The organism is Marinobacterium sp. NO-S09 (genome assembly GCF_059179545.1).
In genome coordinates, this window is the sequence record NZ_CP168954.1 from 1,647,209 (window position 1) to 1,670,744 (window position 23,536).

Sequence of the window (23,536 nt, forward strand, 5' to 3'; positions counted from 1 at the left end):
ATATCAGAGGATAAAGCGTTTCATTATGGCAAGCCTACGTGATCAGCTCGGTGGATTGGTATATTCGACAGAAAGTGGACGGCTTTGTCCTGACTGTGGTGAGCCCATTGATGCGTGCAAATGTGAAGAGCACGCTGATGCTGAACGTGTGGCATCACTGGATGGTGTCGTACGCATTCGGCGTGAAACCAGTTGCCGTAAGGGGAAAGGTGTTACCACTGTTGCAGGTGTACCGCTTGTGGAAAAGGACTTGAAGGCGCTGGCTAAAAAGCTGAAGCAACAGTGTGGTACGGGAGGTTCCGTGAAGGATGGTATCATTGAGATACAGGGAGATCACCGCGACATCCTGAAGAAAGCACTTGAAGGTCAGGGGTATACCGTCAAATTGGCTGGTGGATAAATACTTTTATTAGGAGCGCAGGGATGAAAGGTTGGCATAAAAGCTGTTTGGGGGCGGTAGTGCTGCTGGCAACTACAGCTGTTTCTGCAGAAATCTTCCATTATACGGATGATCGTGGTCGCAAAATTTATGTTGACCGGCAAAGTCAGATCCCGATTCAGTATCGCGAGCAAGTAAAAATCCGCAAGGAAGAATCCCAGACACTGAGTGCTGCTGAAAGGGAGCGCCGGCAAAAAATCCTGGGCGATCTTGAGACACAAAAGGGTGCCAAAGGCGAAATTGCCAGTATTGAAGCGGAAATGGCCAAGCTCGAACAGAAAGCAAACGTTACTGGTAACAGTGTTCGCGTCCCTGTTGAAATTCGCTATCTCACCCGAACTGTTACAGCCAACCTGATTGTTGATACCGGGGCGTCGAGAACAATTGTACATCGCAATGTGGCGCGCCGAATGGGTGTTACGCCCAAGCCGAGTGGGCAGGCACGTGTTGTCGGCGGTGCTCGCCTTCCGCTTGGTATCATGAGCACCGATGCCCTCAGCTTTGGTCCTGTTACGAAGGAAGGTATGCAACTCGCTGTCATATCCCCCACTGAATCGATGGACTACGACGGACTACTGGGGATGGATGTACTTGGGTCAGTAAAATATGAAATCGACATGGAGCGAAAAGTGGTGATCTGGAATGCAGATCGCTACAGAGACCTTAAACGGCAGCGAGACGCCTTGATTGCCCAGGCTGAATAAGAAGACCCCCAGTCAGTGACTGGGGGTCTTGCATTTACTCGGAAGCGTCCAGCTTTCGCTCGGCTAAACGTAAATCAAGCGTAGCCTTGAGCAGTTGATAAAGTTGGATAGATGCATCAATTTCCGCCTTGCGATTGGTCAGGCTCTCGATGTTAAGCCCAATTGGTAAACCAAGGGGCAAACAAGCATCCAGGATCTGACCCAGGTTGTTTTGGCAGATGCGAACTGATTCAGCCAGCGGTTTTTCAGCATCGAGAATGCGATAGCGGGTTGCTTCCGGGACAGAAATACCCAGCCACTGCATAAACTCAAGTGTCTTGGCACTGCCGCAGGGAGTGAAGGTTAAGATGATACGTTTGGGCGTTAGTCCTTGCTCCTTGCAACTGCGCGCGTAGGAGGTCAGCAAATCGATAGTTGCCTGGGCATTGTAGACGGCCTGTGAAACGAAAAACTCACAGCCATTATCTGACTTTGCCAACAGCCGCTGGTGCTCATTCCCTTTGACAGCATGGCGCTCTGCAATGGTTACACCACCAAGGTGGAAAGGCTTTTCATGTTCTCCCAGCGCGCTATAGGCTTCGTTCAAAGAGAGTTTGATTTCACCATCTGATGAAGGGCTGCCTACCAGTACCAAGTTGCGTAAGCCGAAGTCGTTCCAGGCGTCTTCCAGCCAGGTGTCAAAGTCGGCTTTGTCTTTCTGTGCCACACTCTTATACGTGATGATCGGGCGCTGGCTCAGCTCACCGAGCAGCTTTGAGTATTCTCGTGGGTCTCGTGTTTCCATGTAAGGGAAAGGACGAGGGGTATCGATGCGGCTACTTTCATCCTGGATGTCGTAGACGATCAGGCCGTCGTATTCCAGTGTATCCAGGCGAGCGAGCAAACGGTCGGCAATCTCCCGCATCTGCATGTCCTCGGTGCTGGCTTTTGGCGGAGTCGTTCCGACAAAACAAACACTGCGGTGAGGGTCGGCAAATTTTTGTTGCAGGGAGTCGCTCATGATGATTCCGTGTCCTTGGGTTTGTAATCTGATGTATGTGAATTATATTCATTTGGCGCGGCAGCATGATGAAACTTTCTGCTCTGTAGCTGAGGGTTGTTCATGTGTATGGGTGAATTTTTATAAGAGGTTGTTATGAGTGGCGCTTTTGATCCGTCCAGTATTGAGAAAGAGGTTGGGTCTGGCTCTGGGGTTCCGCCTTTGGAGAGTTGGAATCCAGAGTTTTGTGGTGATATCGATATGCGAATTGCACGCGATGGGCGCTGGTACTATGAAGGTTCCCCCATCGGTCGTGAATCGATGGTCAGGATGTTCTCGCGCGTACTATGGAAAGAGGGCGATAAGTACTTCCTGAAAACGCCAGTCGAAAAGGTGGGTATTCAGGTTGAAGATGTGCCTTTTCAGGTTACTCAGGTGGAGCATGAGGTGGGCGAAAAAGGTCCTGAAATGGTTTTTACCACCTCTACAGGTGACAGGGTTTGTGCTGATGCTGAGCATCCCATAAGGGTGGAAACAGATCCTGTCACAAAAGAGCCAAGGCCATATTTGATGATTCGCTTTGGTATGGAAGGGCGAATTGGGCGAAATATTTTCTACCAGCTGGTGGAGCTTGCGCGCATGGTTGAGCACAAACACTCTACTGAGCTGGTAGTTGCAAGTGCCGGTGAAACCTTCAGCCTTGGAGAGCTTTAACAGCTATGAGCTGAAAGGTAGCTCTCCGGCAGCTGCTTGACCCTAAAGTAAAATCAAAGTCCCCAGCCCTAAAAAGGCCACGAAACCCACCACGTCGGTAACGGTTGTCAGGATGACAGATCCTGAAAGGGCCGGGTCTATCTTGAGCTTTTCCAATAGTACTGGAATCAGCACGCCCGAGAGCGCCGCCGCAGCAATATTGATCACAATCGCCATGCCGATTACCAGGCCGATAGCGGCGCTGTCAAACCATATCGAAGCAACGATACCGATCACCACTGCCCACAGCACGCCGTTCAGGCCACCCACGCTCAGCTCTTTCTTAAGCAGTGGCATCACGTTGGCTGTGGTGATTTGCCCCAAGGCCAGACCTCGAATGATCAATGTAAGAGTCTGGCTCCCAGCTATACCGCCCATAGAGGCAACGACAGGCATCAACACGGCCAACGCGACGACTTCTTGCAGCGTGCCTTCAAACAAGCCGATTGCCCAGGATGCCAGAAACGCAGTAAGCAGATTAATACCCAACCAGGTGGCACGGCGACGGGAGCTTCGCATGACAGGAGCAAAGAGGTCTTCTTCTTCATCTAGACCCGCGGTTGCCATTAACTGCGACTCGTAGGTTTCATGAAGTATTTCCATTGCCAGGCGTTGTGTCATTCGGCCAAGCAGAATGCCTTCGTCTGAAACTACCGGAAGGGCTGCAACGGATGCCAGCTCAAAGCGTTCTGTAGCTTCCTTGAGTTCTAGAGTGGCTTCCAATACGTCAAACTCATCAGAGCAAAGCTCGGCGAGTATTTGTTGCTCACGTGACTTGAACAGGGCTGCAAGCGCAACAACGCCCGTCAGGCGACCATCTCGATCAATCAGCCACAGGTGCTCTGTGTACTCAGGGACCTGACGTTTCAGCAAACGCAGCGCATCACGTACACGGCTGTTATTGGGCAAGATCAAAAGGTCGTGGTCGACATACCGGCCTATCTGATTCTCTTCGTAGCTCGCTGTTTGTTCATAGTAATTACGCTGGCGCTGATCCATGCGCGCCAGTGCGATATCGACGACCTCTTCTGGTAAGGACTCGGCCAGCTCAATAAGGTTTTCTGCGTCCAGGTCAGCTGTTAGCTGGTCCAGTGCTTCGCTGTCGAACAATCGCAGAAGGCTCTCTCGCGCTTCGGAGCGCATGGCAACGAGCACATCTGCCTGAACTTCTTGTGGCACCTGAAGCCAGGCGTGCTGACGAGCATCAAGTGGCAAGGACTCCAGCAGCAAGGCGATCTGATCAGGTTCTAGGTCATCGAAAGTTTCAGGGGGGGATGTATCAGCTGGTGCATCTTCCTGACGGATAAGCTGGTCGATATGCTGACTGATTTCGTCGGTCATATTGGCTCCCTGAAAGTGTCAGATACGTTTGATATGGCTTAGAGGTACGGACAATCGTTGCCATGTTCCCAGAAGTTCCAAGAGTAGAAAGGCCCGCTTTTCGCCGTCATACTCGAGAAATACTGCATCGAGATTTTTAAAAGGACCTTCAGCAAGGGTAACAGGGTCCTTGGATTTAAGGGACATTTGTATGGCCTGTCTGCGTGCATTTTCACGCAAAAGCTCAACCGCATCATCTGGAACGACAGCTGGTTGGTCACCAAAGCTCACAATCCGTGCAACGCCTCTGGTGGAGCGAATTGGTCGCCAATTACTGCTTAACTCGGACAGCTCAATAAACACATAGCCTGGAAACAGCGGTTCTGTTTGCTCAAGGCGTTTTCCGCCTTTGATCTTTTCTACTTGTATAGTGGGACAAAAAATTTCATATCCCTGGTTGCTGAGCTCTTGTGCAGCTCGCTGAGCCTGGCCGGGTTTGGATTGAACCAGGTACCATTTAAAATCACCCATAAGGTTCCTTGGTAACGATGACTTGCATAAATTGTCCGCTTTTGGCGCGGACACATGACCGTTTATGAACGGTTTCTGAGTAATGAGTGACGGCATTGTCACCGTCTAAGCTCATGCTTCACGTAAATATACCGGATTTGTCATGCTTTTCAGACTGCTCAATCTTTACAGTTGGCAGGTAGTCTCATGCATGGAACAGAGCTCTCGGCTGACTCTGTGAGGTATGACCTAAACTTTGTAAGCAACTTAAGGCCGATAATCAAAATGGCATTGGATTTCTACACCCTTGTTAAGGTATTGGCTGCTCAGCTGTTGATGCCGTTACCCATTTCCCTGGGCTTTTTTCTATTTGGGCTATTGGTGTGGAAGCGTCGTCAGTTCAGTCGCTTGCTCATGGGGTTCTCTGTAATATTTTTGACTCTATTGAGCTGGGCCCCTGTGGCGGACAGGTTGCTTGAGCCGTTTGAGTCGCGTTATGCACCTCTTCATGCGTGGCCTCATGAGCAACGCCCCAAAGCTATTGTGGTTTTAGGTGCCGGTTTTCAACCGAATCAACCCTGGACGTTGACTGGACAGTTACCAGGGCCAGCTATCAACCGTCTCACGGAAGGGCTGCGGCTGTGGCATCAGGCTAAGGGTGTACCCTTGATCCTTAGCGGTACTGACCGTCGTCCAGAGATACCATCAATGGCACTTGGCTATGCAGCCTTGGCACATGAACTAGGTGTACCTGAACAGCATATCTATACTTTGACCCAACCCCGCGACACTGGTGAAGAAGCCCAGGCTGCAGTGCGCGTGCTAGGAGATCAGGCTCGCTTTGTGCTGGTCACTTCAGCTTCGCATATGCCGAGAGCGGTTAGGTATTTTCGTGCAGCAGGGCTTCAGCCAATACCGGCGCCAACTCATTACCTTGCGCAGCGTGATGACACGGATACTTTAAATTATTGGATCCCTTCAGCACGCCATCTGCGTAAAAGCGAGCGTGCTTTTTATGAAGCAATGGGGATGCTGGCTATTGCTTGGGAGTAATTGTGAATTGAGAGGGGTGTGACTGAGCGCTTAATACGATGAGGGTAGGCGTCGGGTGAGACGACGGGGCTTAATTTGATCCTGTAAATAGCCCACTGTTTTAACGCGACACTGTCGCTCAGGTGCACCAAAACCATTAAATAATATAAGCTAAGCGTTTAAATTGACTTGGTTTTTTGGAGTTTTAATTCACCAGCTTACATCTGTTCTGTTAGCCTTACTGAACCCTGAATATTTGGAGTGGTTGTACCCATGATCCGCTTGAAAGCAGTCCGTTCGAAGGCTGCTTGCCTGAGTCTAGTATTGCTTTCTTCTCTCGTCATTACGCCGGCTGCTGTCAGTGCTTTAAGCAGTGACAGAAGTGTATCTGCGCAGGCCCAGTCCGATTTTCAAAAGGGCGAGGCCCTGATGAACGGTATCGGCGTCGAACAAAATCTCGGCAAAGCAAAAGAGTTGCTGCAGAAGGCCGCTGAGCAGGGGCATACCGAGGCTCAGGTGTTGCTCGGGCGGTTGCACTACTACATGCCGGGTGAAGTGGACCTGGAAAAAACTCGTTACTGGTGGCTGGAAGCTGCCAGGCAAGGGCATCCACGCGCTCAGTATCAGCTGGCAATTCTGTATCTCAAACGAGGTGATGCTGACCCGTTGGAAGCCATGGCCTGGATGCATATGGCGAAGGCCAGTGGCGAGCCGCGAGCCGAACAGGTTTGGCCAAAGATGCAGGAGCAGTTTGAGGTGGATACCGCGAAGCTAATAGCGCGTGTGAATGAGCTGCAATCAGAAACGGGGCTTGGAACAGCGGGGGCGCCTGTATTGCTTGCAGGCTTGGGGTCGGTGCTGGAAGCAGCCCCCAGCAGTGTTCAGTCCGAAGAGCCTACTGACGCAGACATCGCTTCTGAGCAACAAGAAACTGATTCTCAAGCTGAAGATCAGACCGTTTCAGCTACTAAGGCTGTCTCAACGGAAACGGAAACGGAAACAGAGGTGGCTGAAACTGCCGTCGCTGCCAAATCATCAGACGATCAGGTTGCGTGGACTGTGATAGAGGAGCCTGCTCCTGCTGTAGAGGATGAAATTGAAGAGCAGGCTGAAGCTGAAGCACAGTTAGAACCTGAGCCAGCCAAAGATGAACCGTCCACTCCTTCAACGGCTGTCGTTGAGCCCCCTGTCGAGAGTGAACTTGATCAGGTATTTCCTGAAGGCTTCTATGTTCAGTTGGCCTCTGTGAAGGATGCAGAAGGAGCTGAGTCACTGGCGGCTAAAGTAGCCCAGAAGCAAAGCAGCGTGCTGGGTAACTGGGAACCGCGGGTGAAATACCTGGCAGAGCAGGGCAGTTACAAGATTTGGGTAGGGGCTTTCAGTGTTCGTGGTGATGCGAGTGTGCTGTGTGAATCCCTGCAGGCTCATAAGCAGGATTGCTTTGTGGTGAAGTACTAATTCATCAGGCCGATTCGCGCACAGAGTGCGCTCCCACAGGGTGTGTTTGAAGCTGTGAGAGCTCATTCAGTGAGCGAGTGGATCTGAGTTTGTGAGAGCCCACTCCTTGGGAGAATGGCTTATCTCCGCTTGTTCGCTCACAGAGTGAGCTCCTGCACCGTTAAGCCCTGCATTAGAGTTGCGAGTAAATTGCTATTTGTGGGAGCCCACTCTGTGGGCGAATAGATCTGTCTACTTCTTTGGGCTTACATTTGTGGGCAAACGCAAAGACCGTTCCCGCGCGGAGCGCGGTCCCACAAAGTGCTCCCACAAAGCAAGTCCCACAAGGCAAGCCATTAAATTAAGCTCTGCAGGGTAAGCCCCCGCAGAGCGAGCCTGCGGAAGACTGATCAGTCTTCTGCGTAGGCCTCAACGGGTACACAGCTGCAGTACAGGTTGCGGTCGCCGTAGACATTGTCGATACGGTTTACCATCGGCCACAGCTTGGACTGTTTCATCCAAGCGGTGGGGAAGGCGGCCTGTTCGCGGCTGTAGGGGCGATCCCACTCCGCATCGATGATATCGGCCTGGGTGTGCGGTGCGTTCTTCAGCGGGTTATTGTCCGCATCCAGTTCACCTGCCTCGACCAGCGCGATCTCTTCACGAATACGAACCATGGCTTCAATGAAGCGGTCCAGTTCGGCCTTGGATTCGGACTCGGTCGGTTCGATCATCAGTGTGCCCGGTACCGGGAAGGACATGGTCGGGGCGTGGAAGCCGAAGTCCATCAGGCGCTTGGCCACATCTTCCTCGGTGATGCCGGAGGCTTCCTTCAGCGGGCGAATGTCGATAATGCACTCATGCGCCACACGTCCATTACGACCTGAGTAAAGCACCGGGTAGTGTGCACCCAGTTTCTTGGCCAGGTAGTTGGCGTTCAGGATGGCCACTTCGGTCGCCTTGCGCAGGCCTTCGCCGCCCATCAGGGCAATATACACCCAGCTGATCGGCAGGATGCTGGCGCTGCCCCAGGGCGCTGCGGAAACGGCACCGTTATCCGGATTAGGACCATCGATGCCCACTACCGGGTGGTTGGCGACGAACGGCGCCAGGTGTGCCTTGATGCCGATCGGGCCCATGCCTGGGCCGCCACCGCCGTGTGGGATGCAGAAGGTCTTGTGCAGGTTCATGTGCGATACGTCAGCGCCGATATCCGCAGGGCGGGTGATTGCCACCTGAGCGTTCAGGTTGGCGCCGTCCATATACACCTGGCCACCATGCTGGTGAACGATGTCACAGATTTCGCGGATGCCTTCTTCGTACACGCCATGGGTGGACGGGTAGGTGATCATCAGGCAGGAGAGGTCATCGGCATGCTGCTCGGCCTTGCTGCGCAGGTCGTCGATATCCACGTTGCCCTGATCATCACAGCCGACCAGTACCACTTTCATGCCGGCCAACGCGGCGGAGGCCGGGTTGGTGCCGTGTGCAGATGTCGGGATCAGGCAGATGTTGCGGTGGCCCTGGTTCTGCGACTGGTGGTAGTGGCGAATGGCCAGCAGACCCGCATATTCACCCTGGGCGCCGGAGTTGGGCTGCATGCAGATGGCATCAAAACCGGTAATGGCTTTGAGCATTTCTTCCAGAGAGTCGATCATGGTCTTGTAGCCCTGCGCCTGGTTGACCGGGGCGAAGGGATGTAGTGCGCCGAACTCGGGCCAGGTGACCGGGATCATCTCGGCAGTGGCGTTGAGTTTCATGGTGCAGGAGCCCAGTGCGATCATGCTGTGGGCCAGCGACAGGTCCTTGTTTTCCAGGCGCTTGAGGTAGCGCAGCATCTCGGTTTCGCTGTGGTATTCGTTGAATACCGGATGGGTCAGGAAGGCTGAGGTGCGCTTCAAGTCAGCAGGGATGCTTTCACGCGTGGAGCGCGCTCCCACAGAGGAGCCCTCAGATGTTTCTGCAGCTTGCTCAGTATTGTGGGAGCCAGCTCCGCGGGCGATCAGCTCTGCATCCAGAGCCTCGATATCAAGGCCATGACCAGCTCCCAACAGGGCAGTCCACAGGGCTTCAATTTCAGCACGGTCACTGCGCTCATCCAGGGTAATGCCGATCTGGTCATCGCCCAGCTTGCGCAGGTTGAAGCCGGCGTCCAGTGCTGCCTGCAGCAACGTGTCACGGTTGCCAGCAGCGTTCAGGGTAATTGTGTCGAACCAGGTGTCGTGAGCCAGCTCCATGCCTTTCTGTTTCAGGCCGGTAGCGAGCAGGTCGGTCAGGCGGTGGATGCGGCTGGCGATGGTTTTCAGGCCTTCGGGACCATGATACACGGTGTAGAAGGAGGCCATGTTGGCCAGCAGCACCTGTGCGGTACAGATGTTGGACGTAGCTTTCTCACGGCGGATATGCTGCTCGCGCGTCTGCATGGCCATGCGCAGGGCCGGGTTGCCACGGGTATCCACGGATACACCGATGATGCGGCCCGGAACAGAACGCTTGTAGGCATCACGGGTGGCAAAGAAAGCCGCATGCGGGCCGCCGTAGCCCATGGGGACACCAAAGCGCTGGGCGGAACCGAAGACAACATCGGCACCCATCTCGCCCGGTGATTTCAGCAGGACCAGACTCATCAGATCGGCAGCGGCGCACACCAGTGCTTTCTTGTCGTGCGCTTTCTCGATCAGCGGCTCAAAGTTACGGATATTACCCTGAGTGCCAGGGTACTGGACCACCACGCCAAAGGCTTCGTGCTCGTCGATCAGGCTTTCCACATCACCCACGATGACATCGTAGCCCAGTGGTTCGGCGCGGGTCTGGATCACGTTGATGGTCTGCGGGTGCAACTGGTCGTCCACCAGGAAGGCGTTGGCCTTTTTGGCCTTGCTCATGCGCTTACACAGCGTCATGGCTTCGGCCGAAGCCGTTGCTTCGTCCAGCAGTGAGGCATTGGCCAGGTCCAGACCGGTCAGGTCCAAAATGGCCTGCTGGAAGTTCAGGATCGCTTCCAGGCGACCCTGTGACACTTCCGGCTGATAAGGCGTATACGCGGTATACCAACCCGGATTTTCCAGCACATTACGCAGGATAACATTAGGCACCAGCGTATCGGCATAGCCCATGCCGATCAAAGAGCGCTTGATCTGGTTCTGCTGGGCGATGGTTTTGAGTTCGGTCAGAGCCTGATGCTCGGTTTTCGGACCGGGCAGGGGAATTGGCTGTTCCACCATGATGCTGCCGGGCACCGTTTCGTTGATCAGCGTATCCAGGCTATCAACGCCCAGTGTTTCCAGCATGGCAGCGGTTTCTTCAGCAGATGGGCCGATATGGCGGCTGATGAAGGCATCCTGCTGTTCCAGGGTATGCAGCGGCGACAGGCTCTGTTCACTCATCTTGATTGGAATCCCAAGTTGTTCATCAAATGGGCGCTATTTTAGCAGGGATAGGGTTCGGGTTGGAGCGGTACTGCGATATGAGCCACCACCATTGTAATAAATTCGCGACATTGAGGGCAGGTTGCTGACTTACAGTAACCCCGAATTAGGCCCGGGCATAAGTGGAACTTTGCTAACAGGCAAAACAGAAATATTGCCGCTCTGGGTAGCGGCGTCGCTACTTTTGACCTGAAACAAGTGTTTGGGTGTCGCGCCTCTAATGTCAGGAAATGTCAGCTTTAGGCTTCAAACATTTGTTATAAAGGCCCAAACAAAGATTTAGCACTGAATTTTCTGTCTAGAGGCGTCGAAATGTTCAAAAAATCTCTGCTGGTTACCGCTGTAGCAGTCGTTATGACTGGTTGCTCTATTACTCCTGAGACGATTGATACTGCAAACATTGCCACTACAGTTCAATCCGATATTCAGCTGCTGTCCCAGGATGTTGCGGTGGCCGAAGCGATTTCGCTGGACGAAGCGATCGCCCGGGCGGTGTTGAATAACCGTGATAAAAAGCTCAAAGCTTTGGAGGCTGCTTTAGCGCAAGGCCAAATCGATCTTGTGCAGCATGAAATGTTACCGGAGCTGACCGCGTCTGCTGGCTATTCCAAACGCAGTGAATATGCAGCCTCCGCCAGTGTCAACTTCACCGATGGCGAGCCAGACGCACTGGGGCCAAATCCATCTTACTCGGTATCTCAGGATAAAGAGCGAGATAGCCAGGACGTCGCCTTTACGTGGAATATTCTCGACTTCGGGCTGTCTTATGTGCGTGCAAAGCAACACGCCGACCGCTACCTCATCAGCAAGGAGCGCGAGCGCAAGGTTGTCCATAACATTACTCAAGATGTGCGTGCAGCCTACTGGCGTGCAGTATCCGCCCAGCGTTTGCTGACCAAAATCAATCCGCTTATCAGCCAGGCCAGCGATGCGCTGAAAGACTCTCGCCAAGTGGAAAGCAAGCGCTTGCAGGCGCCGCTAGAAGCTCTTTATTACCAGCGAGAGCTACTGGATATTCTGCGTGCACTTCAGTCACTGCGCCAAGATTTGATGGGGGCCAAGACAGAGTTGGCTGCACTGATGGGACTGAAGCCGGGCACTGCTTTTAGTTTGGCGGATGTGACTAACCCCGACTTCACTGTGCCAAAGCTGTCAGTAGAGCTGGAGCAAATGGAAGAGCTGGCACTTCAGCAGCGTCCTGAGCTGGTTGAGACCCACTACCAAAAGCGTATTTCAGCTTCCGAAACCAAAGCTGCCATGTTGGGGCTGCTGCCAGGTATCAATCTTACAGCTGGCTCCTATGAGGACAGCAATGATTACCTGTTGAACCAGGATTGGACCAGCATGGGTGCCCAGATCAGCTGGAACCTGTTTGATGTATTCAAGATCGGCCCCGAGCGTCGTATGGCAAAAACCCGTGAAGCTCTGGCCGAAGAGCAGCGTCTGGCTGCGTCCATGGCGGTGCTGACACAGGTTCATCTGTCCCGTATCCGTTACGAACAGGCGTTAAAGAGCTTTGATTTAGCGGGTGAGTACCTCAATGTTGCCGAGCGCATCAGCGAGCAGACTCGCAATGGTGCACGCTTAAAGCGCACTTCTAAGCTGGACTTGATCCGTGAATCCCTCAATACCGTGCTCGCTGAGTTGCGCCGTGATGTTGCCTATGCCGATCTGCAAAATAGCTATGGCCGAGTTTACGTAACCATGGGTATGGACCTGCTGCCTGAGGACTACAACGAAGTCGCACTTGATCAACTCAGCGGCCGTATTGGTGAGCGCTTCGCTCAGTGGCAGAGCGGTGAGCTGGAGCAGGTTAGCCAGCAACCGGTAGTCAAGCCAGAAGACGAGCAGGCAGAAGCAGCAGTTGAGTCAGATACCGAAACCGAGGACAAGGTAAGCTGATGCGCGCCCTGATGGTGTCAACGCTGGCGGCGGCATTGCTGCTGCCGGCCACTGCTCAGGCTGAATATGAGGCCCGAGCCGTGATCAAAGCGCTCGATCGCGCGGTCCTGTCTGGTGAGATTGCAGCCAAGGTGGCGCGTATGCCAGTACGCAGTGGTGAGGCCTTCGCCAAAGGGGACTTACTGGTCGAACTGGATTGCGCTCTATACCAGGCGCAGGCTGATAAGGTCTCCGCCGAGGTACGTGCAGCCAAGATCAAACGCGATAACGCCCGTGAACTGAAGTCATACAACTCCATAGGTGAAGTGGATGTAGCACTGGCGCAATCCGAGTATGCCCAGTCACTGGCTGAGCTCCGTATTGCGCGGTTGAACACCGAGCGTTGCACCATCAAGGCTCCCTGGGATGGACGTGTTGTCGGCGTTCATGTCAGCACCCATGAAAACATTCGTCAGCAGCAGGAATTGATAGAAATAGTGGCAGACCGCCGGCTCGAAGCCGAGGTTGTTGTCCCCGCTGCCTGGCTGAGCTGGCTGCAAGCTGGTCAGTCACTTCGTTTGCAGGTGGATGATAGCGCGGAATCTACTTCTGCTCAGGTCAGCGCCATCATTCCGACGATTGATGCGGTCAGCCAGACCGTCCTGTTGCGCGCCACACTGGCGCAGGATACCCAACTGATACCAGGCATGAGCGCAACAGCGGTTTTCGACGCGCCCATTGCCCAGTAAATACGCACCGTTAGCAGGTATTTGCCACGGTGCCCTAAAGGGATTGAGACCATGAAAAAACAGACCCCCGCCCCGATTCGCTTTCGTCGCAAGCCACTGATTACCGCGCTTGAGCCCCGTATCTTGTTGGATGGTGCCGCTGTTGCTACCACGGCTGAAATGACGACGGATGTGGCTTTTCAAGACGAAGTGGTACATACCGAGTCCGCTGACCAGAGCGTGCACTTTGCAGCGCCGGCCCCCACTGGCTCTGAGCCGGGCAGTCGCCGTGAAGTCGCTTTTGTCGATACGTCGGTAGAAGGTTATGAGACTCTTGTCGATGGTCTGGGTGAAAATGTTGACGTGATCCTTATTGAGGGTAGCGAAAATGGTCTGGAGCAGATGGTTACTGCCCTGCAGGGGCAAACGGGTATCGACGCGATCCATTTGTTCTCTCATGGTGATGTGGGTGAACTGAAGCTGGGTAATCTGACCCTGAACGGCGAAAACCTGGAGGCCAATTCCGAACTTCTGTCGACCTTGGGTGAGTCGCTGACTGAAAACGGCGACCTGATGCTCTACGGTTGTTACGTTGGCGCCGACAGTGAAGGTCAGAGTTTTATCGACTCCGTGGCTGAGTTGACCCAGGCAGATGTGGCTGCTTCAGAAGACCTGACCGGTGCAGCAGATAAAGGCGGAGACTGGGAGCTGGAAGCCGAAAGTGGAGTGGTTGAGGCTGAAGAGTTGGCAGTTGCCAATTTTGAAGGCCTGTTGGCTCCAACGGTAAATGCGGTGGCAGACTCGGTCACCTATACCGAAGGGGGGGATCCTGTCACCATTGATACCGGCATCAGCTTCAGTGGTGGCGGTGACTATCGTGAAGGCTATATCCGTTTTTCCGTTGATAATGCCGCATCGGGCGATCAGTTCATATTGCAGGACGCTGCGGATGTAAATGCAGTCGATGCCATTTCGGTTATCGGCAATGATGTCTACCGTGGAAACGGTACTGATCGTGAGCGTATTGGCTCGATTGATGAGGTGGAAAATGGCCTGAATGGTCAGCCGTTGAAGATTCTGCTCTCAACGCCCCTGCCGAACTCCGGCTTTGAGGAGGGGACGGCGGACTGGACGTTATCCAATGAAATTTATGGGGATAGTGCGGGCGAAATTAACTTTGACGGTCAGCCAATATACTTCGATGGCCATAGTGATTCAAATCTTACCTATCCGAATACTGGGAGTGGTACGATTAACACGGTAGCCAGTTCTGGTACTTTTAACCCCCAGGCTTCAGTTGTGGATGGTGCGGGAGTCGAAAATACCAAGGCACTTTATCTACAAAGCTCTGGCAATATTGTGCAAGAAAATCAGGTGCCCAACGGTAGTGGTTACCAGATTGATGGTTACGGTTCTATTCATGGGCCTTATGCGACCAGTACCGTGATTACTGTTGAAGATGGTGATTCCATCTCTCTTGACTTTAAAGCAGTTGGGTCCGGTGACGATTACGAAGTATTCGGCATGCTGCGCGCCGTTGACGGCAGTGGTAATTTTATTAGTGATGACCCGAATAATTCGGCCAACGTCATTCTGTTTGCAGAACGAGGGGGGGACACGAATGGATTTGTTCGCGTAGATAAGACCGGGCTAAGTGCCGGACAATACAAGTTCCAATTTGTTGGTGGTACTTATGATGCGTCCGGTGGTTATCTTGTTGGTTCCAACCTCTACGTCGACAATATCCGGTTGATCTCTGCCAACCCTGTTAACGATACTTTGGCAGGTAATATCGCCTCGCAAGTGGCCTACAACAGCGCCGCTCAAGACACTGAGACACAGCGTACCATTACCATTTCTGCCATGGATAGCGATGGTGCCACTGGGTCAGACACGGTCACCCTGAACGTGACTCAGCTGAATAATGCGCCGGCATTTTCGGGTGATGCCACCTTGGGGGCTGTGAATGAAGATACGGCTTCTCCTGGCGGTAGCACAGTTGGTAGCCTCTTCGATGGCGTGCTGAACGATCCTGATACCACTTTCACACCTGCCGATTATCTAGCCGGCATTATTATCACGGCTGACAGCAGCGCCCCCTCGCAGGGCGAGTGGCAATACAGCACCGACGGTAGCAACTGGTTTTCAATTGGCACCGTTGCCAGTACTAGTGGTCTTTTGATCTCACGTGATGCCAGTCTGCGTTTTGTTCCTGCTGCAGACTATAGCGGTACCCCAGGCAGTCTGAGCGTACATGCAGTCGATAGCTCTGATGGTGCAATCACGTTCACCAATGGTGCGGATCGTCAAACCTTTGATACCACGGTTGTCGGTGTTACAGGTGGGGATACGGCAGTTTCATCTGGCGCTGTGAATTTGAATACATCCATTACTGCTGTCAATGATGCCCCCGTGATGGATGCCCCCTTGGGTGGAACCCTCGTTGATACCGCTGCTGACGATATATTTAGCGACCTTGCAGGAGCGCTCACGGCTAGCGATACAGACTCGCCCAGCCTCAATTACGGTATTCAGGGTGGTTCAGATAATGGCTCCTACGTCACTCTTACGGGTACTTATGGCACCTTGCAGGTGACCAAGAGTACTGGCGCTTATACCTTCACGCCTAACCATGGAAGCATCAACGGCCTTAATACCACCGAGACCCAGTCCTTCACTGTGACGGTATCAGATGGTGCCCTTACCAGTACCCAAACGCTGGAATTTACCCTGGAAGGCGCTAACGATAATCCTGCTTTTGTGGTCGACAACAGTGACACCCAAGTTTCGGTGTTCAGTATGCCCAACCTCAACGGCAATGACTCTTTTCCAAACGAAGATAACGAAAACGCCAACTTGGCGAGTATCATTCAGTGGGTAATTAATGAGGGGGGCGACTACTCACTTGATACGAGTATCCGGAATTTTACCGACGCCGATTTCGCTGCCAAACTAGCGGCTAGCGGTTTCTTCTTTATGACGGATATGGAGCAGTTCACCAGCAGCTTTGATCCATTAAGTGAAACATACCTGCCCACCAGTTCAGCCAATGCAATTAATAGCTGGGTGAATGACGGTGGTGTCATATTGATGACAGGAACGGCTGGAACGGAAGATGTTGAGTTCCTGAATCGCGTATTTGCCTGGGATTTGACTAGTCAATCCGGTAGTAATTGGTCGATTAATACTGCAAACGTAGCAGGTACCCCATTCGAAGGGGGACCTGCTAGCCTTGATGATCCAAGCGCAACTGATTCCATTGGTGCCGGAAGTGTGGATGGCTTCAAGGCTCTTTATGGCACTAGCAGCAATGCTGCCGTTGCGGAAATTGGATTCGGAAAGGGGCGCGTTCTCTTCCTCGGCTATGATTATTATGATTCTGGTATCTCAGGAACCGGCTTCACTAGTACAGCTACACAGTATGGTACTGATGTTGCAGATGGTGCTTCTAATACCAATGACTGGGTGCGTGAGATAATTCCCCGTGCGTTGCAATACTCGGCCCAGCTTTCTGCCGATACTCAATTCACCGAATCAAACAACCCGCTGGATGGAATGGGTTCGTTCTGGGTGTCTGATGTCGACCAGCCTGACTCGGTGACAGTTTCAGTTTCAGATGTTGTGGCTGAACAGCGTAATAGCGATGGAGCACCAATCACTTCTTCAGCATCACAGCCCTCTTATGCTGAATTGATGGCGATGCTGGATCTTGGCTCACAGCCTGTCATTGATGGCAGCAGTACCAGTGGCGAGGTGAACTGGACTTTTAATTCCAATACTGAGACGTTTAATTATCTGGCAGCGGGTGAGAGCTTGGTGCTGACCTATGAGATCACTGCCGATGACGGTAATGACGGTACTGCAACGCGCACGCTGGTTATCACAGTTAATGGCGTGAACGATGCACCGGTAGCTCAGGGCGGCACTGAAACGGTGGCTGAAAATGGCGTTTTCAACGGCAGCGCCAGTGCCTCTGATGTTGATGGTACAGTTGACAGCTTTGAGTTGGTAAGCAGTGTCAGCAGCGGCTCACTAACGTTTGATCCTACAAATGGCAGCTATAGCTTCGATCCGGGTACTGCCTTTGATGACCTGGCTGAAGGCGAAGTACGCCCAGTCAACTTTACCTACCGTGCACTTGATAACACGGGCGCAGCCAGTGAGGTGGTAACTGTTACCCTTAACGTAACAGGCAGCAATGATGTTCCTGTGGTTTCGGCCAGTACAGGCACAAGCTCTGAAAATGGTTCACTCTCTTCAAGCGTTCCAGTCGCTACTGATGTAGATGGCAACGTTGTTAGCTATCAGCTGGTCAATGATGTCGCTTCGGGTAATCTGGCCTTCAACAGCGATGGCAGCTACACCTTTGAAACCGGCACCGATTTTGATGATCTGGCAGTGGGTGAGAGCCGTCCTGTGGCCTTCACGTACACAGCGACTGACAACGATGGTGGGGTGAGTGCGCCAGGTACGGTGACCTTTACTATTACCGGTACCAACGATGTTCCAACAATCAGCGTTGACGCTGCCGAGGGCATCACCGAATTGGATGGCGACTCCAGCGCTCAGGATCTGAGTGACACAGGTGTGGTCAGCTTCGGTGATCTGGATACCACGGATCTGGTGGATATCACATTCGTGAGTGACAACAACATCGCCTGGAGTGGCGGTACTATCGATGCTGGCCTGGCTGCTGCGTTAGTCGGTGGCCTGACAATTCCAACTACCACCGATGCAGCTGCGCCGGGTAACGTCAACTGGACCTACAACGTCGCGGACGCCAATCTCGACTTCCTGGCGGCAGGTGAGACCATCACCTTCAGCTACACGGTGACCGCGACTGACAGCCAAAATGCGACGGCTACGGACACGCTGAGTTTCACCATCACCGGCACCAACGATGCACCGACTCTGAGTGTCGAGGCGGCAGAGGCGATTTCGGAAGTGGGTGGCGACTCCAGCGCTCAGGATCTGAGTGACACCGGTGTTGTCAGCTTCGGTGATCTGGATACCACGGATCTGGTGGATATCACGTTCGCCAGTGATAACAATATCGCCTGGAGTGGCGGTACTATCGACGCTGGCTTGGCTGCTGCGTTGGTTGGTGGCCTGACAATTCCAACTACCACCGATGCAGCTGCGCCGGGTAACGTCAACTGGAGCTACAGTGTCGCCGACGTCAATCTCGACTTCCTGGCGGCAGGTGAGACCATCACCTTCAGCTACACGGTGACCGCGACCGACAGCCAAAATGCGACAGCTACGGACACGCTGAGTTTCACCATCACCGGCACCAACGATGCACCGACTCTGAGTGTTGAGTCGGCAGAGGCGATTACGGAAGTAGATGGCGATTCCAGCGCTCAGGATCTGAGTGACACAGGCGTGGTCAGCTTCGGTGATCTGGATACCACGGATCTGGTGGATATCACGTTCGCCAGTGATAACAATATCGCCTGGAGTGGCGGTACTATCGACGCTGGCTTGGCTGCTGCGTTGGTCGGCGGTCTGACAATTCCAACTACCACCGATGCAGCCGCGCCGGGGAACGTCAACTGGACCTACAACGTAGCGGACGCCAATCTCGACTTCCTGGCGGTAGGTGAGACCATCACCTTCAGCTACACGGTGACCGCGACCGACAGCCAAAATGCGACGGCTACGGACACGCTGAGTTTCACCATCACCGGCACCAACGATGCACCGACTCTGAGTGTTGAGTCGGCAGAGGCGATTACGGAAGTAGATGGCGATTCCAGCGCTCAGGATCTGAGTGACACAGGCGTGGTCAGCTTCGGTGATCTGGATACCACGGATGTGGTGGATATCACATTCGCCAGTGATGGCAACATCGCCTGGAGTGGCGGTACTATCGATACTGGCCTGGCCACTGCGTTGGTCGGTGGTCTGACAATTCCAACTACCACCGATGCAGCCGCGCCGGGCAGTGTAAACTGGAGCTACAGTGTCGCCGACGTCAACCTCGACTTCCTGGCGGCAGGTGAGACCATCACCTTCAGCTACACGGTGACCGCGACCGACAGCCAAAGTGCGACGGTTACGGATACGCTGAACTTCACCATCACTGGCACCAACGATGCTCCGACCGTTAGCGTCGAAGCTGCAGAGGCGTTTACGGAAGTGGATGGCGACTCCAGCGCTCAGGATCTGAGTGACACTGGTTTGGTCAGCTTTGGTGACCTGGATACCACTGATGTGGTGGATATCACGTTCGCCAGTGATAACAACATCGCCTGGAGTGGCGGTACTATCGATGCTGGCCTGGCTGCTGCGTTGGTCGGTGGCCTGACGATTCCAACTACCACCGATGCAGCCGCGCCTGGGAACGTTAACTGGAGCTACAACGTCGCGGACGCCAATCTTGACTTCCTGGTGGCGGGTGAGACGATCACCTTCAGTTACACGATCACAGCAACTGACACTCAGGGTGCAACCGCAACCGATACGCTGAGCTTTATAATTACCGGTAGTAATGATGCACCCACTATCTCCGTTGAGGCCCCAGAGGTTATAACTGAAGCGGGAGACTCAAGCAGTCAAGGCCTGAGTGATAGCGGTGAGGTCAGCTATAATGATCTGAACGCAAATGATGTAATTGATATTACATACACTAGCAATGGCGACATCGAATGGAGTGGCGGTAATCTTAATGCAGGACTGGCCTCTTCATTGGTCGATGGGTTCAGTATTCCTACTACCATTGACGCAGCAGCATCAGGCAGTGTCGATTGGAATTACAACGTTGCAGCCGTCAACCTCGATTTCCTTGCCGAGGGTGAGACCATCACCTTCAGCTATACGGTAACAGCAACAGACAGGGAGGGTGCAACTGCGACTGACTCCCTAACATTTACAATCACAGGCACAAACGATGCTCCGACAGTGAGTGTTGAAGCGGCTGACGTGATTACTGAGGTACAGGGAGACTCCAGTGCTCAGGTTTTAAGCGATAGTGGCCGAGTCAGCTATGGTGATTTAGATGTAAACGATAGAGTTAACATCAGCTTTGTCAGTAACCGTGACATTTCATGGAGCGGTGGAGACCTGGATTCTGCGGTTGAGACCTCGCTGGTAGATGGTTTCAGTATTCCTGACACGATTGATTCCGCTGCATCGGGCGCTGTGAACTGGAACTACAGCGTTGATAATGTGGACCTGGACTTCCTGGCTGAGGGGGAGACCATAACTTTCAGCTACACAGTGACTGCTACTGACCGCGAAGGTGCTACAGCAACTGATACACTGTCATTTACCATCATTGGTAGCAATGATGTGCCTGTGCTCAGCATATCCACGGTGGAAAGCTTTACTGAAGCCGATAACGCAGCTCAGCAATCACTTGTTCAATCTGGCACTGTTGATTTTGCTGATGCAGATCTCAATGACACAGTTACTATCGATTTTGTCAGCAATAACGATATTACTTGGAAGCGTGCGGATGACTCCGTCGTCGCGCCATTGCCTGAACAGCTTGTTGACTCATTGTTGAATGGCTTCACTACCGGTGGCGACAACTTGTCACATGAAGGACAAATTGACTGGGCTTTCAGCGCAGAAAATCTGGACTTGGATTTCCTCAATGCTGGTGACAGCATAACTCTCAGTTATACGGTTACTGTTCAAGACAGCGAAGGTGTTGCCGTTTCAGATGTAGTGGTTATCACTCTTGAGGGCACAAATGACGCACCGGAAATGACGGCGCGTCAGTTAAGTGATGATGAGACCAGTGTTCTTCAGGGAGATGACTTTGATCTGTCCGTGTCCAGTTTGTTTAGTGACAAAGACAGTACTCTGAGTGGAGAAAAACTGTACTTCGATATCAGTGGGCTGCCTCAGGGGCTGGCCTATGATGCTGCTACTGGGGTTATCAGCGGTAAACCAACACAGTCAGGGCCTTTTACTATCAATGTAATGGCCAGCGATGCCACAGGAGCTACTTTAACGCGTAGTTTCTCTATGACCGTAGTTGCCGTTGTAGCTCCGGATGATGGCGGCTCTACTGCTGGGGTTAGAGACTCCTTGCCTGAAGCACCGCAAAATGATGTTGCGTCAGTCGGTGATGGTAACGATGGTGGTGAAGGGGGCCTGCCTCAGGGGTTAATTGATAATAATGGCAGCCCGGACCCTACTGATGGCAGTGGTTTCCTTCCGACTAGTGGAACTAGCTTTGGTAATGGAACTGGCAGTGATACATCTACAGGTTTTGACAACCGTGATGACAGCGGGAACGAAAATGCTGCTGAAACGGCAGGTGAGGAGAGGGGACTCTCCGAGGGCGGAGAGCAATCGACTCAGCTGACAGAGGCTTCTCGTGATGACTTGGGTGCGGAAAGCAGTGAAGCGGTAGGCAACGAAACCGTTATATTGTCTGAAACGGGCGCGTTGGTTGTTCAAACGCAAATGCCTGATGGCAATACTACGCTGAAAGCAACAGTGGATGTGAATGTAGATGCCTCTGGCCAGGTTGTATTTACAGACGTTCAGCAAGAAGCCTTCAGTACAGTTTCTCTGACGGTAGCCAGCATTGATCAAACGGCTGACAACCAGGTCACTATCGATATTCAGGACACCAGCTCTACCGCATCGACTCAACAGTATTCCGGTAGCCTTGCCAGCGGTGAAAGCTTGCCGTCATGGATTCAGCTGGACTCGGCGACGGGTACAGTAGTGATTGATAATCCTCCTGTGGGGCAGTCGGAAGTCATTATCCGTATCCAGGCAATGGGCTCTGATGGCCATCTTCGTGTGCTGGAGCTCAAGCTTGACTTGGAGGAATTGCTCAAGCGTCAGGCTGCTAATGTTGATCAACCCGGTGAGGCTGCGGACGACAGTTTGTCTACAAGCTTTGTGCCGTTGAATGATCAGCTGGAAACTGAATTGGTTGCCCGTGAGCAGTACGGAGATCGCCTACTGGCGATGCTGCATTCCGTATAAGGAGTTGATGTGAGCGAAACCGTTGCAGCCCTTTTGGGGTTGGAGCAACAGCTGCGCAAGGCATCCAGCCTTGCGCAGCTGTTTTATGTTCTGGTTAACCAGACCCACAGATCTATTCCCTACACTCAGGCCATAGTGCTACAGCGGGACGGGAGAGTTGCTGCAGTATCAGATGTGCCCACAGTCGATTACACCTCTCCCTATATCGCTTGGGCTGAGAGGCTGGGCAAGGCAATTCTGGAACAAGGCCATGCGGCCCAGCCTCAAGTGCTGGGACCTGTCTCAATAGGCGCTGAGCTGGCTGCCGAATGGCGATCACTGGAGCTTCCCGACCAGCTACTTTGGCAGCCGTTGGTTGTTGAGGCACGAGAAGGTGAAACGGTAGGTGCTTTGTTGCTTCTTCGTGATAAGCCTTGGGGCGAAGCTGAGCGTGGTATTGCTCAACACCTTGGAGCAACAGCAGGGCATGCACTTTTTGCCCTCAGTCGGCACCAGCCTTTTAATAGTATTGGTAAGCGGCTTCGACAACGTAGGGTAGTCTGGGTCGCTGCTGGGGTCCTGCTTGCTCTCATGCTTTGGCCCGTGCGGCTTAGCACTTTGGCCCCAGTAGAAGTAGTAGCAAAGGATCCGTTTGTCGTAGCAGCCCCTTTAGACGGAGCAGTCAAACGTGTATCGGTGCAACCCAACCAGGTTGTCGATAGCGGGGAAGCATTGGCCTACATGGAGGATACCGAACTGGCCAACCGTGAAGCAGTGGCCAGGCAAACATTGTCGGTAGCTCAGGCTGAGCTGAAAACGGTTCAGCAAAGTGGCTTCATGGACCCACGTCAGAAAGCACGACTGGCTGAACTGGAGGCCGAGGTTAAATTGAAGTCGGCTGAATGGCAGTTTGCTCGCTCTCGTCTAGAGCGGTCAATTATCAAGGCCGACCAGCCTGGAGTGGTTGTGTTGGATAATCCGGATGACTGGAAGGGTCAACCGGTACGGGTCGGTGAGAGGATTATGCTGGTTGCAAATCCCGAGAAGGTCGAGCTGGAAGTGATGCTGCCGGTAAAGGACTCCATAGCACTAGCTCCGGGGGCTGAGGTCAAGGTATTTCTGGATAATGACCCACTGAATGCCTGGTCAGCCATTCTGAGCCATGCCGGTTATACACCTAAGCCAACCGCAGATCAGCAGTTTGCATATCGTTTGATAGCTCAGTTGGATAAGCAGGCAAATCTCCAAGTTCCGCGTATTGGTCTACGCGGTACCGCTAAAGTCTATGGAGATAAGGTGAGCCTGTTCTTTTATCTATTTCGCCGTCCGATTACCGCCTTTAGGCAGTGGTTGGGATGGTAGAGGTTCGGTTGCCTGCCTTGCGGCAAGAC

The 23,536-nt window shown here is 53.1% G+C and carries 13 protein-coding genes; 9 read left to right on the plus strand and 4 right to left on the minus strand.

The window, feature by feature from the left end; translation table 11 throughout:
* Positions 1 to 25: 25 nt before the first annotated feature.
* Positions 26 to 400: a translation initiation factor Sui1 gene (locus O3C79_RS07790; RefSeq protein ID WP_494385468.1), complete on the plus strand. Its 375-nt coding sequence runs from the start codon at positions 26 to 28 to the stop codon at positions 398 to 400.
* 23 nt (positions 401 to 423) lie between these two features.
* Positions 424 to 1,143, plus strand: a complete 720-nt coding sequence (locus O3C79_RS07795; RefSeq protein WP_494385469.1) for a retropepsin-like aspartic protease — start codon at positions 424 to 426, stop codon at positions 1,141 to 1,143.
* A 34-nt stretch (positions 1,144 to 1,177) separates the two neighbouring features.
* Here the strand turns inward: O3C79_RS07795 and O3C79_RS07800 are convergent, their stop codons facing one another.
* Positions 1,178 to 2,143 carry a methylenetetrahydrofolate reductase gene (locus O3C79_RS07800; RefSeq protein ID WP_494385470.1) on the minus strand — a complete coding sequence of 322 codons (966 nt, stop codon included), beginning with the start codon at positions 2,141 to 2,143 and terminating at the stop codon, positions 1,178 to 1,180.
* A gap of 135 nt (positions 2,144 to 2,278) precedes the next feature.
* Between O3C79_RS07800 and O3C79_RS07805 the strand changes: the two genes are divergently transcribed.
* Complete coding sequence (locus O3C79_RS07805) at positions 2,279 to 2,836, plus strand: DUF1285 domain-containing protein (protein ID WP_494385471.1); 558 nt, start codon at positions 2,279 to 2,281, stop codon at positions 2,834 to 2,836.
* A 42-nt stretch (positions 2,837 to 2,878) separates the two neighbouring features.
* On the opposite strand, the gene O3C79_RS07810 is transcribed toward O3C79_RS07805, so the two are convergent.
* Positions 2,879 to 4,216 carry a magnesium transporter gene (locus O3C79_RS07810; protein ID WP_494385472.1) on the minus strand — a complete coding sequence of 446 codons (1,338 nt, stop codon included), beginning with the start codon at positions 4,214 to 4,216 and terminating at the stop codon, positions 2,879 to 2,881.
* Positions 4,217 to 4,234: 18 nt separating this feature from the next.
* Positions 4,235 to 4,726 carry a transcription/translation regulatory transformer protein RfaH gene (rfaH, locus tag O3C79_RS07815; RefSeq protein ID WP_494385473.1) on the minus strand — a complete coding sequence of 164 codons (492 nt, stop codon included), beginning with the start codon at positions 4,724 to 4,726 and terminating at the stop codon, positions 4,235 to 4,237.
* Between the two features lie 264 nt (positions 4,727 to 4,990).
* On the opposite strand from rfaH, the gene O3C79_RS07820 reads away from it, so the two are divergent.
* Both O3C79_RS07820 and O3C79_RS07825 read left to right on the plus strand, forming a co-directional pair.
* Complete coding sequence (locus tag O3C79_RS07820; protein WP_494385474.1) at positions 4,991 to 5,758, plus strand: ElyC/SanA/YdcF family protein; 768 nt, start codon at positions 4,991 to 4,993, stop codon at positions 5,756 to 5,758.
* 408 nt (positions 5,759 to 6,166) lie between these two features.
* A complete protein-coding gene (locus tag O3C79_RS07825; protein ID WP_494385475.1) occupies positions 6,167 to 7,195 on the plus strand; it encodes an SPOR domain-containing protein in 1,029 nt (342 codons plus the stop codon).
* 389 nt (positions 7,196 to 7,584) lie between these two features.
* Here the strand turns inward: O3C79_RS07825 and gcvP are convergent, their stop codons facing one another.
* Positions 7,585 to 10,560: an aminomethyl-transferring glycine dehydrogenase gene (gcvP, locus tag O3C79_RS07830; protein ID WP_494385476.1), complete on the minus strand. Its 2,976-nt coding sequence runs from the start codon at positions 10,558 to 10,560 to the stop codon at positions 7,585 to 7,587.
* A gap of 354 nt (positions 10,561 to 10,914) precedes the next feature.
* Between gcvP and O3C79_RS07835 the strand changes: the two genes are divergently transcribed.
* From O3C79_RS07835 to O3C79_RS07850, 4 genes are all read left to right on the plus strand, one after another.
* Positions 10,915 to 12,504, plus strand: a complete 1,590-nt coding sequence (locus tag O3C79_RS07835) for a TolC family protein (RefSeq protein WP_494385477.1) — start codon at positions 10,915 to 10,917, stop codon at positions 12,502 to 12,504.
* Positions 12,504 to 13,232, plus strand: coding sequence for an efflux RND transporter periplasmic adaptor subunit (locus O3C79_RS07840; protein ID WP_494385478.1), 729 nt, complete (start codon positions 12,504 to 12,506; stop codon positions 13,230 to 13,232). The genes O3C79_RS07835 and O3C79_RS07840 overlap by 1 nt, the downstream gene beginning before the upstream one ends.
* 123 nt (positions 13,233 to 13,355) lie before the next feature.
* Positions 13,356 to 22,166, plus strand: coding sequence for a VCBS domain-containing protein (locus O3C79_RS07845; protein WP_494385479.1), 8,811 nt, complete (start codon positions 13,356 to 13,358; stop codon positions 22,164 to 22,166).
* Positions 22,167 to 22,175: 9 nt separating this feature from the next.
* Entirely contained in the window at positions 22,176 to 23,507 is a 1,332-nt protein-coding gene (locus tag O3C79_RS07850) for an efflux RND transporter periplasmic adaptor subunit (RefSeq protein ID WP_494385480.1), read from the plus strand.
* Positions 23,508 to 23,536: the final 29 nt, after the last annotated feature.